Below are 14155 nucleotides of genomic sequence, written 5' to 3'. Positions count from 1 at the left end.
TGCTTTTCCCTTCCCGCTCAGTTCGTCACGAACGGGAACTTGAACTCGGTGAGAAGCGCGCGTGCCTCGTCATCGGTCTTGGCCGTGGTGCAGACGATGATGTCCATGCCCCACATCTGGTCGATCTGGTCGTAGTTGATCTCGGGGAACACGATGTGTTCCTTGAGGCCCATGGCGTAGTTGCCGCGACCGTCGAACGAAGTCGGCTTCAGGCCGCGGAAATCCTTCACGCGCGGCAGCGCGATCGTGATCAGGCGGTCCAGGAACTCGTACATCTGGTCGCCGCGGAGGGTGACCTTGCCGCCGATGACCATGCCTTCGCGCAGCTTGAAGCCGGCGATGGAGTTACGGGCCTTGGTGGCGACGGGCTTCTGACCGGCGATGGCGGCCAGRTCCTTGAGGGCCGCGGTGGCCTTCTTGGAGTCGGCCACGGCTTCACCGATGCCCATGTTGAGGACGATCTTGTCCAGCTTGGGCATCTGCATCGGGTTGGTGTAGCCGAACTTCTCGGTCAGCACGCCCTTGATGCGGTCGTTGTACTCGCCCTTGAGGCGCGGGGTGTATTTGGTGTCGGCCATCAGATGACGTCTCCCGTCGTCTTGGCGAAGCGGACCTTCTTGTCGCCTTCGATCTTGAAGCCGACGCGGGTGGCCTTGCCGTTGGCGTCGGCGATCGCGACGTTSGACAGGTGAAGCGACGCTTCCTTGTTCTTGATGCCGCCCTGGGGGTCRGCCTGGGTCGGGCGGGTGTGGCGCTGAACCATGTTGATGCCTTGCACCATCACGCGGTTCGTCGCCGGCAGGACCTTGGTCACCTTGCCGGTGCGGCCCTTGTCCTTGCCGGTCAGGACGACGACGTTGTCGCCCGTTTTGATCTTGGCGGCCATGACTACAGGACCTCCGGAGCCAGAGAGATGATCTTCATGTGGTTCTTGGCGCGCAGTTCGCGGGGAACCGGGCCGAAGATCCGCGTGCCGACSGGCTCGTTCTGCTTGTTGACGATGACGGCGGCCGACTTGTCGAAACGGATGACAGAGCCGTCCTTGCGCATGATGTCCTTGGCGGTGCGCACGACGATGGCGCGAACGACGTCGCCCTTCTTCACGCGGCCGCGCGGAATTGCTTCCTTCACCGAAGCGACAATCGTGTCGCCCACCGAGGCGTAGCGGCGCTTGGAGCCGCCCAACACCTTGATGCACATGACCCGGCGAGCACCCGAATTGTCGGCTACCTCCAGGTTAGTTTGCATCTGGATCATATGATCAGATCTTTCTGATTACGAAGCCGAGGCCGAGGAGTCCGACAGGACTTCCCAGCGCTTCAGCTTGGACTTGGGGGCGCACTCGATGATGCGGGCCTGATCACCCACCTTGAGGGCGTTGGCTTCGTCGTGAGCGTGGTACTTCTTGGACAGGCGCACGATCTTTTTMAGGACCGGGTGCAGCAGCGTGCGTTGGACGACGACGACGACAGTCTTGTCGCCCTTGTCGGAGACGACCACGCCTTCGAGAACTCGTTTGGGCATCTTCGTTTCCTTAACCCGCCGCGCGGTTCGCACGCAGAAGCGTGGAAATACGGGCGATGTCCTTGCGCACTTCCGATACGCGATGGGTCTTTTCCATCTGGCCGGTAGCGGCCTGGAAGCGCAGGTTGAACTGTTCCTTCTTGAGCTTCAGCAGCTCGTCGGACAGCTGGTCGGGCGTTTGGGCCCGGAGGTCGGCGATCTTGGTCATGCTCCGACGTGCTCCACGTGCGAGACACCGGCGTCGAGGCGGGTGACCACCTTCGTACGGACCGGCAGCTTGGCGGCGCCAAGACGCAGGGCCTCACGGGCGATGTCGTCCGGCACGCCGTCGATTTCATGCGGACTTCGGCCGGCTTGCCCGTGACGGGCAGGTCGGGGAAGACGCGGATCCAGACGCGGCCCTGACGCTTCATCTGGCGGGTGATCGCGCGGCGGGCCGCCTCGATCTGACGCGCGGTGATGCGTTCCGGCTCGACCGTCTTCAGGCCATACGACCCGAAGTTCAGCGAGAAACCGCCTTTGGCGGCGCCGTGAATGCGGCCCTTGAAGGCCTTGCGGTACTTGGTTTTCTTCGGTTGCAGCATGACTTAGCCCTCACGACCACGGCGGGGACCACGGTCACCGCGCGGACCGCCACGTTCACGGCCTTCGTTCGACGACGGGCCGGAAGCTTCCTGGGCCCAGCGCTTGTCCTGCGCCATCGGATCGGTCGTCTTGGCCTGGATGAAGCCGTAGTCGATGTCGGCGCGCAGGGTGTGCAGCGGCACACGGCCTTCGCGGTACCATTCCATCCGCGCGATTTCAGCGCCGCCGAGGCGGCCCGAAACGTTGATGCGGACGCCCTTGGCGCCGAGACGCATGGCCGACTGCATCGCGCGCTTCATGGCGCGGCGGAAGGCGATACGGCGTTCCAGCTGCTGCGCGATGTTTTCGGCGATCAGCTGGGCGTCCGTCTCGGGCTTGCGCACTTCGACGATGTTCAGGTGAACTTCACCCTCGGTGCGCGCCGAGATGTCCTTGCGGAGCTTCTCGATGTCGGCGCCCTTCTTGCCGATCACGACACCCGGACGGGCGGCGTAGATCGTCACGCGGCACTTCTTGTGCGGACGCTCGATGATGATGCGCGACACGCCGGCGGCGTTCAGGCGTTCCTTGAGCCACGTGCGCAGCTTCAGGTCCTGGTGCAGCAGGCTGGCGTATTCGGCGCCGCGGGCGAACCAACGGCTGTCCCACGTCCGGTTGACGCCGAGGCGCAGACCGATCGGATTGATTTTCTGACCCATCAGGCGGCCTCACCAGCTTCGCGCACCACGATGGTGATTTCCGCGAAAGGTTTCAGGATGCGCGACGAGCGGCCACGAGCGCGGCTCGCGAAACGCTTCATCACCAGGTTCTTGCCCACGAAGGCCTCGGCGACGACCAGGTTGTCGATGTCGAGGTTGTGGTTGTTCTCGGCGTTCGACACGGCCGAATACAGCACCTTGCGGACGTCGGTGGCGATGCGCTTGCGGCTGAATTCCAGCTCGTTCAGCGCCTTCTGCACCGGCAGGCCGCGGATCGACTGGGCGACCAGGTTCAGCTTCTGAGGGCTGATCCGGACGTTCACCAGCTTGGCGCGCGCTTCGGTCGGGGCGACCCGACGTTCATTTTTGGTCTGGGCCATCAGTTATTTCCTTTTGGCCTTCTTGTCCGCCGCGTGCCCGGGGAACGACCGGGTCGGGGAGAACTCGCCGAACTTCATGCCGACCATTTCTTCGGAGACGGACACCGGCACGTGCTTGAGGCCGTTGTGGACGCCGAAGGTCAGGCCGACAAACTGCGGCAGGATGGTGGAGCGGCGCGACCACGTCTTGATCACGTCCTTGCGGCCCGACGACGCTGCCGTCTCGGCCTTCTTCAGCAGATACCCGTCGACAAACGGGCCTTTCCAGGAGGAGCGGGCCATCTTTAGCGAGCCTTCTTAACGTGGCGGGTACGGATGATGTACTTGTCCGTAGCCTTGTTCTTGCGGGTCCGGGTCCCCTTGGTGTCCTTGCCCCACGGCGTAACCGGGGTGCGACCGCCAGAGGTCCGGCCTTCACCACCACCGTGCGGGTGGTCGATCGGGTTCATGGCGACGCCGCGAACGTGCGGACGGAAGCCCATGTGACGGACGCGACCGGCCTTGCCGAGGTTCTGGTTCATGTGGTCGGGGTTCGAAACCGCGCCCACCGTGGCCATGCAGCCGTCCAGRACCATGCGAAGCTCGCCCGAGCCGAGACGGATCTGGGCGTAGCCCTGATCGCGGCCGACCAGCTGGGCGTAGGCGCCGGCCGAACGGGCCAGCTGGGCGCCCTTGCCCGGCTTCATTTCGACGTTGTGGATGATCGTGCCGACCGGCACCGAGCGCAGCGGCATCGCATTGCCCGGCTTCACGTCGACCTTCTCACCGGCAACCACCGAGTCACCCGCCTTCAGGCGTTGCGGCGCGATGATGTAGGCCTTTTCGCCGTCCTCATAGACGATGAGGGCGATGAAGGCGGTCCGGTTCGGATCGTATTCCAGACGCTCGACGGTCGCCGTGGCGAACTTCCGGCGCTTGAAGTCGATCTTGCGGTACAGCGTCTTGGCGCCGCCGCCGCGGAAGCGGACAGCGATACGTTCTTGCCCGGGCCTCGCCGTCCTANTCGTATTCCAGACGCTCGACGGTCGCCGTGGCGAACTTCCGGCGCTTGAAGTCGATCTTGCGGTACAGCGTCTTGGCGCCGCCGCCGCGGAAGCGGACAGCGATACGACCGCCAGCGCCCCGGCCGCCCGACTTGGTCAGGCCTTCGGTCAGCGACTTCTCGGGGCGTCCTTTATGGAGCTCCGAACGGTCGATCAGCACCAGGGCGCGGCGGCCCGGCGACGTCGGATTGTAAGTCTTCAAGGCCATCTGATCAGAGCCCCGTGGTGACGTCGATCGACTGGCCTTCAGCCAGCGTCACGATCGCTTTTTTGATGTCGACCCGACGGCCCATGATGCCGCGGAAGCGCTTGGTCTTGCCCTTTTGAACCAGGGTGTTGACCTTCAGGACGTTGACCTTGAACAGGCTTTCGACCGCAGCAGCGATCTCGTCCTTGGTCGAGGTGCCGGAAACCCGGAACACGACCTTGTTTTGCTCCGACAGGATCGTCGCCTTCTCGGTGATGATCGGCGACAGGATGGTGTCGTAGTGTTTGGCGGTGGGTTGAGCGCCGGCCATTACGCGGCTCCCTTCACGGCTTGCGACCGGGCCACTTCGCTACGCGAGGGCTTGTAGTCGGCGTAGGTGGCTTCGATGGCCTCGAGGGCCGCCTTGGTCAGCACCAGCTTGTCCGCACGCAGGATGTCGTAAACGTTCAGACCGGCGTTCGGCAGGACGTTGACCATCGGGATGTTGCGGGCGGCCAGGCCGAAGTTGGTGTCGACTTCCGGTCCGCCGATGATCAGCGTGCGGGTCCAGCCCAGCTTGCCGAAGGTTTCGCGCAGACCGGCGGTCTTGGCGTCTTTCAGCGAGATGTTGTCGACGATGACCAGATCACCGGCGACGACCTTGGAGGACAGCGCATGGCGCAGGGCCAGGGCGCGGACCTTCTTGGGCAGCGAGAAGCCGTGGTCGCGAACGACCGGGCCGAAGGCGCGCGAACCACCGACGAACTGCGGGGCGCGGCGCCGCCGGTTCCCTTCTGCTTGTACATCTTCTTGCCGGTGCGAGAGTTCTCGTTCCGGGTCTGGACCTTGTGGGTGCCGGCGCGGCGYTTGGCCAGCTGCCAGTTGACGTAACGGGCCAGGATGTCGCCGCGGATGTCGGTGATGCCGAAAACGGCGTCCGACAGTTCGACGTCACCGGCGGCCTTGCCGTCGAGTTTGATGACCGAGAGTTTCATTACGCTTCACCGCCTTCGGTGGTTTCGACGGCCGGGGCTTCCTCGGCCGGCGTTTCAGCCGGTTGAGCCGCAGCAGCCGAACCGCCCTTGGACTTSACGCCGCCSGGGAACGGGGCGTCGGCCGGACGGGCCTTCTTGATGGCGTCGCGAACCTTGACCCAGGTGCCTTCGTGACCGGGGACAGCGCCCTTGATCAACAGCAGGCCACGCTCGGCGTCGACGCGGAACACGGTGAGGTTCTGGGTGGTGACGACTTCCGTGCCGTAGTGGCCGGCCATCTTCTTGCCCTTGAACGTCTTGCCCGGATCCTGACGCTGACCGGTCGAACCGTGCGAACGGTGCGAGACCGAGACGCCGTGGGTCGCCCGCAGACCGCCGAAGTTCCAGCGCTTCATGGCGCCGGCGAAGCCCTTGCCGATGGTCTCGGCCTGGACGTCAACCTTCTGGCCCGCGACGAAGTGGTCGGCCGAGAACTCGGAGCCCACATCCATCATGGCGTCCGCATCGATGCGGAACTCGGTGACATAGGCCTTGGGTTCCACTTCCAGCTTGGCGAAGGATTCGCGCTGAGCCTTGTTGGTGTTCTTGGCCTTCTTGGTGCCAGCGCCCAGCTGGAGAGCGACGTAGCCGTCACGCTCCTGGGTACGTTGGCCGACGACTTGGCAGCCGTCGAGCTGAAGCACAGTGACCGGAACGTGTGCGCCGTCATCGGCGAACACGCGGGTCATGCCCAGCTTCTTGGCGATCACGCCCGTGCGCATCGGATCCCGCCTCTTTCTTATTAAATCTTGATCTCGACGTCCACGCCGGCGGACAGGTCGAGCTTCATGAGCGCGTCCACGGTCTGCGGGGTGGGGTCGACGATGTCGAGGACACGCTTGTGCGTGCGGATTTCAAACTGCTCGCGCGACTTCTTGTCGACGTGCGGCGAGCGGTTCACGGTGAACTTTTCGATCAGGGTCGGCAGCGGGATCGGACCGCGAACGGTCGCGCCCGTGCGCTTGGCCGTGTTGACGATTTCGCGCGTCGAAAAGTCGAGGACGCGGTGATCGAAGGCCTTGAGCCTGATGCGGATGCTTTGATCCATATCGGTCGTATTTCCCAAGCAGGCGAACCTGCGTCCCTGTGAACCATTTCAAAGACCGGAGGTCTTCAGGCCGAAGCCTTCAGAGTACGCACGTCCGCAAAAACGATCGGCCCACGCAGCGAACCGCGGAGGCCGTTGAAGTCCTGGGTCACTGCAAAGAACAGGTCCGAGGTCGTTCCTGCGCAACAAGAGTGGGGGCTTATGACCGCCGATTCCGATTTGGTCAAGCGGCGAAAACGTGGCGGACGCTGGGTTTACCCCGATCCGGTCGAATCCTGCCGCACGGACCGCCTCCCGCCCCCTCCTTATAACGGGCAAATGGATCGTGGTCCCGGCTATGCGGGCCGGAAAGCCCACTCCGCCCCCGTTTCTGACCCCGGATTCACAGTGCGCCGTTATGCCTACGCTTGTTCGCCGCAGCGTCGCCACAAAGCGTGGCCGTAGCGATACAGTTGCCGCAAGCGTCTGTTTTGTGACGGCTTTGTAATAGCGCGTCCAGCTTTGCCGTTGGTAGCAGAGCCGCCCCGCACCGACTCCCCGCGTGCGCCAATGGAAAACAAGAATGAAGTCTCTCTTCCTCGCCACGGCCGCCGTGGCTGCCTTCGCCGCCGCCCCCGCCCTGGCCCAGGAGCCGGTCGGTTCGGTCGGCCTGACGTATTCCGACAGCCAGATCGAGTTCGGTGGTCTGGACGCCGAGTCCGACAGCTACGCCCTCGACGGCGTGGTGGCTGTCCCCGCCTTCGGCCGCTGGACCTTCACCGCCGCCGCCAACGCCAGCCAGACCGACGACGGCGCCGATGACGACACCGCCTTCACGGGTACGGCCCACCTGACCACCCTGGCCGGTTCGGACCTGCGCATCGGCGGCTTCGTCGGCGCGTCCGACTACGCCGACGAGACGGCCCTGACCGCGGGCGCCGAAGTTCAGAAATACCTCGGCTCGGCCACCCTGACCGGCGTCGTCGCCTACACCAGCGCCGATGACAGCGATGTCGACGCCTGGTCGGTCGGTGCGGACGCCGCCTTCTATGTCATGCCGAACCTGCGCCTGAACGCGGGCATCGGCTATGTGACCGCCGACGCCGCCGGCTTCGACGTGGACGGCATGACCTACGGCGCCGGCGCCGAATACCAGATCGGCGGTACGCCCTTCTCGGTCACCGCCGGCTATTCGCACGCCGATGTCGAGGACATCGACGTCGACACCGTCTCGGTCGGCCTGCGCTACAGCTTCGGCGGCGGCCTGCAGGCGCGCGACCGCGCCGGCGCAGCTCTGCCGGGCTCGGGCGTCATGGGCCTGCTGGGCGCGCTGTAAGCGTTCCATCCTGCTGACGAAGGAAGCCCCGGCGGAGCGATCCGCCGGGGCTTTTTCGTGCGCGGACGCGGGACATGAAAAAGGCCCGGAGGGTTCCACGCTCCCGGGCCTTTCCCATTGCGGCGGCTGACAGGGAGGTCAGGCGCCGATGTGGATGTCTCCCACGCCGGCCACAGACCGGCTGACCGAACCGGTCGCCCGGGCGATGTTGACGTCCCCTGCCCCGGCCAGCGAGACCGACACGTCGCCGGCCACGCCCCCGAAGTCCACGTCGCCCACGCCGGCGATGTCGATGCTGAGCGTGGGCGCCGTGCCGGCCCGGACGGACACATCGCCCGCTCCGGCAAGGCTGATTTCCGTCGGTCCGTCGACGCGGGCGACGATTACGTCTCCGGCCCCCGACAGCGAGACCTCCAGATCCCGGGTGGCGCCGGCCGTGACCGTTCCGGCGCCGGCGATGCTGACTTCCAGCCCCGAGGAGGTTCCGGCGCGGATGTCGCCCGAGCCCGCGACGTCCAGAGAGACGCGACCGTCCGTATTGGCCACGTTCCAGTCGCCGCAGCCGGCGTTGCCCAGCTCGACCGAGGCCGCCCCCCGGCCCACCGATCCGAAGACCGCGCCGGAGGCCTCCACATTCACATTGCGGGGCGTGCGGATGACGATCAGGGGCGCGTCGGCCAGATTGACGCGGCCCACATTGCGGACCTCGACCGAGGCCCCCTCGCCCGGCGTCCGGGCGTTGTCGGGGCCCGAGCGGCAGTTGCGAAGGCTGTCGCCGCGGCCGAACAGGCTTCGACGTCCGCCAAGGCCGCCGTCTATGCGGACGTTGGCGCCGTCACGGGTCACATGCACGGCGGGCAGGCCGGAGGAGCCCTGCTCGATCTCGACGGCGATGTCGTTGCGGTCCTCGACCACCACGGCGACGCGGGCCACGGCGTGGCGGATGTCGACCTCGGGGCCGGGCTTGGCGAAGGCAGGACCGGCCAGGGCGGCGATGGCGACGGCGGATGCGATGGCGAGTTTCATTGCAGCGGTCTCTCTAGGAATATGAGTCTGGCGGGGGCGGCGCATCAGCGGTCGCGGCGGCTCTGGCGCACCGCCTGGCCGGCGACCACGATATCGCCTGACCCCATGATGCTCTGCGTGACGGCGCCCGTGGCGCCCCCGACGTTGATGTCGCCCGCGCCCATGATGTTGGCCTCGATGCTCGTGACCGTGCCGGGGATGTTGATGTCGCCCGAGCCCATGATGTTCGCCTCGACCGGGCCATCGACGCGGGTGGCGGTGATGTCGCCCGATCCCATGACGTTGGCCTCGAGCCCCCGCGTGGCGCCGGCCTGGATATCGCCCGAACCCATGATGCTGGCTTCCAGCCGGTTGGACGTACCGGCCCGCATGTCGCCCGATCCCATGATGGAGAGGGACATCGTCCCTTCGGTGTTGGCCACGGCCCAGTCGCCGCAGCCGCCGTTGTTCAGCTCGATCGAGGAGGCGTCGCGGCCGACGGCGCCGAACACGGCGCCGTTGTTCACATCGACTTCGACGGCGCGGGGCGTGCGGATGACGATAAGCGGGGCGTCGGCCAGTCTTACCGTTCCGATCTGACGGACCTCGACCGAGGCCCCCTCGCCCGGCTGACGCGCGCCCTCCGGGCCCGACTGGCAGTTGCGGACGGCGCTGTTGCCGAACAGGCCGCCCTTGAGGCCGCCGTGGATGACGACATCGTCGCCGCGGCGGCGCACCTGAAGGGCCGGAAGACCCGAGCTTCCCTGCTCGATCTCGACGCCGATGTCGGCGCGGTCCTCGACGATGACCACGACGCGCGCGACCGCATATTCGATCTTTGCGGACGGACCGTCACTGGCGGCGACGGGACCGGCGGCGGCGGCGAGCGCGGCGGCGATGGCGGCGGCGGCGGCGGCGATGGCGAGTTTCATGACGGCGTTCCCTCCCGGAATGTGACGGGAAGGTGCGACCGGCGACGCGCCGAGTCAGCTTAAATCGAGGTCATGACGCCATTGTAAGAAAGGCGCTCAGGCCCGCAGCGCGCCCGCGCCGTCGGCCGCGCCGATCTCGGGTTCGAAGTCGCGCTCGAAATGCGCGATGCGGCTTTTCAGCCCCCCGACCCGCTTCAGCGCCAGCGAGGCGGCCCAGCGGGCGGCCAGTTCGGGCGGCGTCATACGATCCGTCATGCGCGGCCGGGCGCCCCGGCTGCGCAGCACGGCGTTGGTATAGAGGGCCCCGTTCCTGAACCGCGACGGCCAGGTCTGGAAGTCCATCGACAGGGAGACGCAGAACCGGTCCAGATTCTCGACCCGGTGCGGGGCATAGATCGGCCAGGTCAGGGCCTGCCCCGGCTCCAGGTCCATGACCTGGGCGTCGGCCTCGAAGGCCAGCGAATAAGGCAGTTCCTCGGTCGTCTGGCGCGACACGACCTGTTCCATGTCCGCCTCGGCCAGATGGGCCTCGTCGCCCGGATAGACGAAGATCCGCTTGCGGCCGCGCATGTGGAAAAGCACCACCCCCGCCGCGTCGAAATGATAGGGCACCCGCGCCTTGGGCGACGACAGGATCAGCTGGCCGGCGTTGCGCACCGCCCTCAGGCCCGGATATGCGCCCTGCACCTTGCGGAACTCTTCCATGGCCGCGGCCCACAGCTCGGGCCAGCCGGTCTCGACCTCGCGCAGATTGACCCACAGCCGGCCTTGCTGGATCGCCGCCAGCAGTTCCTCGCCGTTCAGCCGCCCGCGTGCGCCCGTGCGCAGCGAGACCTGTCCGTCATCGTCGTAGTCGTACAGATTGATGTCGAACAGATGGGCCGGATAGCGATCCAGCACCGCCGCCAGCGCCTCGTCCGAGGCGAAGCCTTGCTCGATCAGGCTGTGCGGATGGACCTCGGCCTGTTTGATCGGGCCGGAATAGCGGGTGCGCGTGTCGGTCATGGAGTGTCTCAGGCCGGAACGGGTCGGGTCGACGTCGCCCGGGCCTTTGCAAGCGCCGCGCCTGCCGCCTGCATCGCCCCCTTCAGGCGGGCGCCCGAGGAGGTTTCACAGGCCTCGATGGCCGCCCAGCGCCGCCGGACGCTGGTTCGCAGCCGTTGGCCGCGCTCGCCCAGAACGCCGACCGCGGCTCCGCTGACCGCCGCGCCGAGGCCCGGCTTCAGCACCACGGCCTCGCGCACGATCCGCGCGCCGTTGCAGAAGTATTTCTTGTAGTGCTCGCCCTCGAAGCCGAAGTCGAAGGTGCGATAGCCCAGCTCCGACGCCAGCCGCATGGTGTCCATGCTCAGCAGGATCCCCGGCGAGCAGCGCGCCAGCGCGGGGTCATAGCCGGGGAACCAGAAATGGTACTGGTCGCCCGCGTGCAGCGAATATTCGATCGCCGTCAGCCGGTCGCCGGCCCACAGACCCGCCATGGAGGCGCCGAAGCCGTCGCGGTCTTCCTTCAGCAGGGCGTGCAGCAGATCCACGGTCCAGCCGCAGGCGAAGATGTCGTGCCGCGACGTGCGTTTGTACTGGTCCCGCTTCAGATCGATCAGCCAGTCCAGCAGGGCGGGGTCGCGCAGGCCGCGCTCGACCCGCAGGGGCCCGAGTTCGGCCTCCATGCTGCGGCGCGCGCGTTCCTTGTCCTTGAAGAATTTGCCCTGGTTCGACCGGCGGTCGGCGTACCAGCCGGCATAGCCGCCCTCGCCCAGTTCGACCTGGACCGTACGCCGGTCCTCGCCGAGGCCGGTCTCGCCGACCCAGGCCGTCACGTTCAGCCGGGTCGCGCCCAGCACTCGCGAAACCTCCTCCAGCGAAGGCGCCTGACCGGGGAAGGCGATGACGCCGTGATAGTCGTTCATCGGCGCGGCCAGCGGCTGCAGCGCCCCGCCGCGCCGCTGATGCGGGAAGAAGCCAACGATGTCCCCGCCGCGCGAGAACACCGCCACAGCCGCGTCCGGACTGATGCGGCCCGCGACCTGGGCGAACTCGGGTCGGAAATAGGGGCTGTTCAGCGCCGGGTCGGCCGCCAGCATGTCGCACCACAACGCCCACCGGGCCTCGCCCAGCGCGTCGATCGCAACGATTTCCACCTCAAGCGCAGCCATTCGATCGTCCTGTGACGCATCCCTGACGGACCGCCTCCAACCGTGCGTCTCTAACCCGCCGCCCGTTTCGGCCGGGTGAGCGTTCATGGTGAACGGCGTGTGACCGGGAGCCCCGGGGCCCGCGAGGCGTTGCCTTTGCAGAACCGCCATCAGCCCGGAGCCTTCCATGACCGATCCGAACCGTCCCCCGACCCGCGAGACCGAGACCGAGGACCAGCGCACACCGGCGCGCGAAGGCCAGCCGCCTCGCCCGGCGACCGAGCCCCGCGGATCGGAAGGCTCGTCCAACTCGGGCGAGACCGCGACCGACCCGGCGACCGGCAAGCCGAACCCCTGAATGGAACGCGCGGCGCGGTGAGGGATTGGGTCCGGGCCCCCTCAAACACCCGGATTGCCATGTCGCTTCGTCTGATCCTCGCCTCCGCCAGCCTCATCGTCCTTGCCGCCTGCGGCGCGCCGGACCCCGAACAGCCGGATCAGGCTGCGCCGTCGGCACAGGCGCCCGCGCCCCAGGCCGGCGCCGCCGTCCTGACCGCCGCCCAGATCGAGGCGGGCGTGCCGCAAGCCGCGGCGGCTCCGGGCGCTGCGCCCCCCTCCACCGCGCCCGCCCCGGCGACCGGCGAGGCCGGGACCGGACCCGCCGCGACCGCGCCCGACCCCGGTCTTGTGCGGCTCCAGGTCCTGCTGGACCGGACACCGTTCTCTCCCGGCATGATCGATGGTCTGGCGGGCGACAACACGCGTCAGGCCATCGCCGCCTATCGCAAGGCCAACAATCTCGGCTCGGGCGACGCGGCCGACGCCGCCTTGCTGCAGCATCTCGCCGCCGCCGACACCTCCCGGGTGATGACGCAATATGTGACGACCGCCGAGGATGTCGCCGGGCCGTTCAGCCCTGCCGCGACGGGCGAACTGGCCGACATCGCCCGCGCCGGGACGAACTTCACCAGTGCCCGCGAGCGGTTGGCCGAACGTTTCCACATCACCGAAGCCCTGCTTCAGGGCCTCAATCCCGGCGTCGATTTCCGCCGCGCCGGCCAGACCATCGTTGTGCCGGCGGTGACCAATACGCCGCTGGCCGGCGTCGCCCGCATCGTCATCGACAAGACCGAGCGCTCCGCCCGCGCCTTCGACGCCTCCGGCAAACTGCTGGGCTTCTATCCCGCCACGATCGGCTCCAGCGAACGCCCCGCTCCGTCGGGCACGGTCACCGTGACCGGCGTCGCGCCCGAACCCGACTACACCTACGATCCGAAACGGGTCACCTATGACCGGGGCGACGAGAAGGTCGTCGTCCCCGCCGGCCCCAACAACCCGGTCGGCACGGTCTGGATCGACCTGTCGCGCGACACCTACGGCATCCACGGCTCGCCCGATCCGTCCAAGATCGGCAAGACCGCCTCGAACGGCTGCGTCCGCCTTACCAACTGGGACGCCGAACAGCTGGCCGCCGGGGTCAAGCCGGGCGTGGTGGTGCAGTTTATCTGACCGTCAGCTGATCAGCAGGGTCTCGGTCGGCCACAGCACATGGTGCCGCCGGTCGTCCCCTGCGCCCGTGGTGCAACGCGCGCGGCTCAGGCGGATCAACCCGTCTGAGTCCCGCAGCACCATCCCGGCGTCGCTGACGCTGCGGACGCAGGACCAGTGGCAGTGGCGGCCGGTCAGGCTGATCAGGACAGAGCCCGGCCCGTTCTCGTCGACATGATCGCGGACAGCATCCCAGTAGCAGTCCAGCGTCACGGGCTCGCTGTTGAAGGCCCGCTTATGGGTGAACGGCAGGCCGGTCTCGTCCTCGACATACATATGCGCGCGGCGCAGCAGCTTGCGCAGGGTCTGGACGCCCATCCCCTCGCCGGCCAGCGCGCCGGCCAGATCGCCCTCGGTCGCCAGTTCCTCGCACAGCACGCGGAACAGCGCCCGGTGATGGTCGGGCTTCAGCCGGCTGTCCCAGGTCGCGCAGACCTCATGGGTGCTGTTGATGATGGCGTAGATGCCGCACAGCGTATCCAGGCTGCCCTGTCTGAACATGTCGCCCCCCGCGAATCCCCGCCCCCAGCGGTACAGCAAAAACCCCGCCGGAGTGATCCGGCGGGGCTTCTGTTACGCGTTACTGGATCGAACGATTACTCGTTGATCTTGGACACCACGCCGGCGCCGACGGTGCGGCCGCCTTCACGGATGGCGAAGCGCAGCTTCTCTTCCATGGCGATCGGGGTGATCAGCTCGACGTTCAGCTCGGCGTTGTCGCCGG

At 67.1% G+C, this 14155-nt stretch carries 19 protein-coding genes and 5 pseudogenes; 3 read left to right on the top strand and 21 right to left on the bottom strand.

Annotated elements, in window-relative coordinates; translation table 11 throughout:
• Positions 1–17 precede the first annotated feature (17 nt).
• From rplE to rpsJ, 15 genes and pseudogenes are all read right to left on the bottom strand, one after another.
• Complete coding sequence (gene rplE / locus ASD25_RS05375) at positions 18–578, bottom strand: 50S ribosomal protein L5 (protein WP_056615248.1); 561 nt, start codon at positions 576–578, stop codon at positions 18–20.
• Complete coding sequence (gene rplX / locus ASD25_RS05370) at positions 578–886, bottom strand: 50S ribosomal protein L24 (RefSeq protein ID WP_056615245.1); 309 nt, start codon at positions 884–886, stop codon at positions 578–580. Before rplX ends, rplE begins: the two co-directional genes overlap by 1 nt.
• Positions 887–888: 2 nt before the next feature.
• A complete protein-coding gene (gene rplN, locus ASD25_RS05365; protein WP_055832151.1) occupies positions 889–1257 on the bottom strand; it encodes a 50S ribosomal protein L14 in 369 nt (122 codons plus the stop codon).
• A gap of 18 nt (positions 1258–1275) precedes the next feature.
• Positions 1276–1524 carry a 30S ribosomal protein S17 gene (gene rpsQ, locus ASD25_RS05360; protein ID WP_055832150.1) on the bottom strand — a complete coding sequence of 83 codons (249 nt, stop codon included), beginning with the start codon at positions 1522–1524 and terminating at the stop codon, positions 1276–1278.
• 10 nt (positions 1525–1534) lie between these two features.
• On the bottom strand, positions 1535–1732 hold the full coding sequence (gene rpmC / locus ASD25_RS05355; protein ID WP_055832148.1) for a 50S ribosomal protein L29: 198 nt from the start codon (positions 1730–1732) through the stop codon (positions 1535–1537).
• A pseudogene (gene rplP / locus ASD25_RS29165) lies at positions 1729–2108 on the bottom strand (50S ribosomal protein L16). Before rplP ends, rpmC begins: the two are co-directional and overlap by 4 nt.
• A gap of 3 nt (positions 2109–2111) precedes the next feature.
• On the bottom strand, positions 2112–2807 hold the full coding sequence (gene rpsC, locus ASD25_RS05345) for a 30S ribosomal protein S3 (RefSeq protein WP_056615239.1): 696 nt from the start codon (positions 2805–2807) through the stop codon (positions 2112–2114).
• The gene (rplV, locus tag ASD25_RS05340; protein ID WP_056615236.1) at positions 2807–3187 is read right to left on the bottom strand and encodes a 50S ribosomal protein L22; all 381 of its coding nucleotides are present in this window, start codon (positions 3185–3187) and stop codon (positions 2807–2809) included. The genes rpsC and rplV overlap by 1 nt, the downstream gene beginning before the upstream one ends.
• Positions 3188–3190: 3 nt before the next feature.
• On the bottom strand, positions 3191–3469 hold the full coding sequence (gene rpsS / locus ASD25_RS05335) for a 30S ribosomal protein S19 (protein WP_055832138.1): 279 nt from the start codon (positions 3467–3469) through the stop codon (positions 3191–3193).
• Between the two features lie 2 nt (positions 3470–3471).
• Positions 3472–4189 (bottom strand): annotated as a pseudogene (rplB, locus tag ASD25_RS05330) (50S ribosomal protein L2); the annotation flags it as partial.
• 1 nt (position 4190) lies between these two features.
• Positions 4191–4438 (bottom strand): annotated as a pseudogene (gene rplB / locus ASD25_RS05325) (50S ribosomal protein L2); the annotation flags it as partial.
• A gap of 4 nt (positions 4439–4442) precedes the next feature.
• A complete protein-coding gene (locus tag ASD25_RS05320) occupies positions 4443–4748 on the bottom strand; it encodes a 50S ribosomal protein L23 (RefSeq protein ID WP_056615230.1) in 306 nt (101 codons plus the stop codon).
• Positions 4748–5412 (bottom strand): annotated as a pseudogene (rplD, locus tag ASD25_RS05315) (50S ribosomal protein L4). Before rplD ends, ASD25_RS05320 begins: the two are co-directional and overlap by 1 nt.
• Positions 5412–6173 (bottom strand): 50S ribosomal protein L3, encoded by a 762-nt coding sequence (gene rplC, locus ASD25_RS05310; protein ID WP_056615227.1) that lies wholly within the window; start codon positions 6171–6173, stop codon positions 5412–5414. Before rplC ends, rplD begins: the two are co-directional and overlap by 1 nt.
• A 20-nt stretch (positions 6174–6193) precedes the next feature.
• Positions 6194–6499 (bottom strand): 30S ribosomal protein S10, encoded by a 306-nt coding sequence (gene rpsJ, locus ASD25_RS05305; RefSeq protein WP_003164367.1) that lies wholly within the window; start codon positions 6497–6499, stop codon positions 6194–6196.
• 562 nt (positions 6500–7061) lie between these two features.
• Here rpsJ and ASD25_RS05300 point away from each other — a divergent pair.
• Complete coding sequence (locus tag ASD25_RS05300; protein WP_056615224.1) at positions 7062–7814, top strand: porin; 753 nt, start codon at positions 7062–7064, stop codon at positions 7812–7814.
• Positions 7815–7952: 138 nt separating this feature from the next.
• Here the strand turns inward: ASD25_RS05300 and ASD25_RS05295 are convergent, their stop codons facing one another.
• The 4 genes from ASD25_RS05295 to ASD25_RS05280 all read right to left on the bottom strand — a co-directional run bounded on the left by ASD25_RS05295 (position 7953) and on the right by ASD25_RS05280 (position 11904).
• Positions 7953–8840, bottom strand: a complete 888-nt coding sequence (locus ASD25_RS05295) for a GIN domain-containing protein (protein ID WP_056615223.1) — start codon at positions 8838–8840, stop codon at positions 7953–7955.
• 44 nt (positions 8841–8884) lie between these two features.
• The gene (locus tag ASD25_RS05290) at positions 8885–9751 is read right to left on the bottom strand and encodes a GIN domain-containing protein (RefSeq protein ID WP_056615222.1); all 867 of its coding nucleotides are present in this window, start codon (positions 9749–9751) and stop codon (positions 8885–8887) included.
• A 96-nt stretch (positions 9752–9847) separates the two neighbouring features.
• The gene (locus ASD25_RS05285; RefSeq protein ID WP_056615220.1) at positions 9848–10756 is read right to left on the bottom strand and encodes a cupin-like domain-containing protein; all 909 of its coding nucleotides are present in this window, start codon (positions 10754–10756) and stop codon (positions 9848–9850) included.
• 8 nt (positions 10757–10764) lie between these two features.
• Complete coding sequence (locus ASD25_RS05280; protein ID WP_056615218.1) at positions 10765–11904, bottom strand: GNAT family N-acetyltransferase; 1140 nt, start codon at positions 11902–11904, stop codon at positions 10765–10767.
• 166 nt (positions 11905–12070) lie between these two features.
• Here ASD25_RS05280 and ASD25_RS31185 point away from each other — a divergent pair, with 166 nt between their 5' ends.
• Together ASD25_RS31185 and ASD25_RS05275 are read left to right on the top strand one after the other, a co-directional pair.
• Complete coding sequence (locus ASD25_RS31185; protein ID WP_200943555.1) at positions 12071–12241, top strand: hypothetical protein; 171 nt, start codon at positions 12071–12073, stop codon at positions 12239–12241.
• Positions 12242–12300: 59 nt separating this feature from the next.
• On the top strand, positions 12301–13392 hold the full coding sequence (locus tag ASD25_RS05275) for a L,D-transpeptidase (RefSeq protein WP_056615215.1): 1092 nt from the start codon (positions 12301–12303) through the stop codon (positions 13390–13392).
• A 3-nt stretch (positions 13393–13395) separates the two neighbouring features.
• Here ASD25_RS05275 and ASD25_RS05270 read toward each other — a convergent pair whose 3' ends face one another.
• The gene (locus ASD25_RS05270) at positions 13396–13932 is read right to left on the bottom strand and encodes a hypothetical protein (protein ID WP_056615213.1); all 537 of its coding nucleotides are present in this window, start codon (positions 13930–13932) and stop codon (positions 13396–13398) included.
• A 95-nt stretch (positions 13933–14027) separates the two neighbouring features.
• Positions 14028–14155 (bottom strand): annotated as a pseudogene (gene tuf / locus ASD25_RS31650) (elongation factor Tu); the annotation flags it as partial.

The sequence above is a fragment of the Brevundimonas sp. Root1423 genome, from assembly GCF_001426805.1.
The sequence above is the reverse complement of the archived record's forward strand: the minus strand, read 5'-3'. Positions and strand labels throughout refer to the sequence as shown.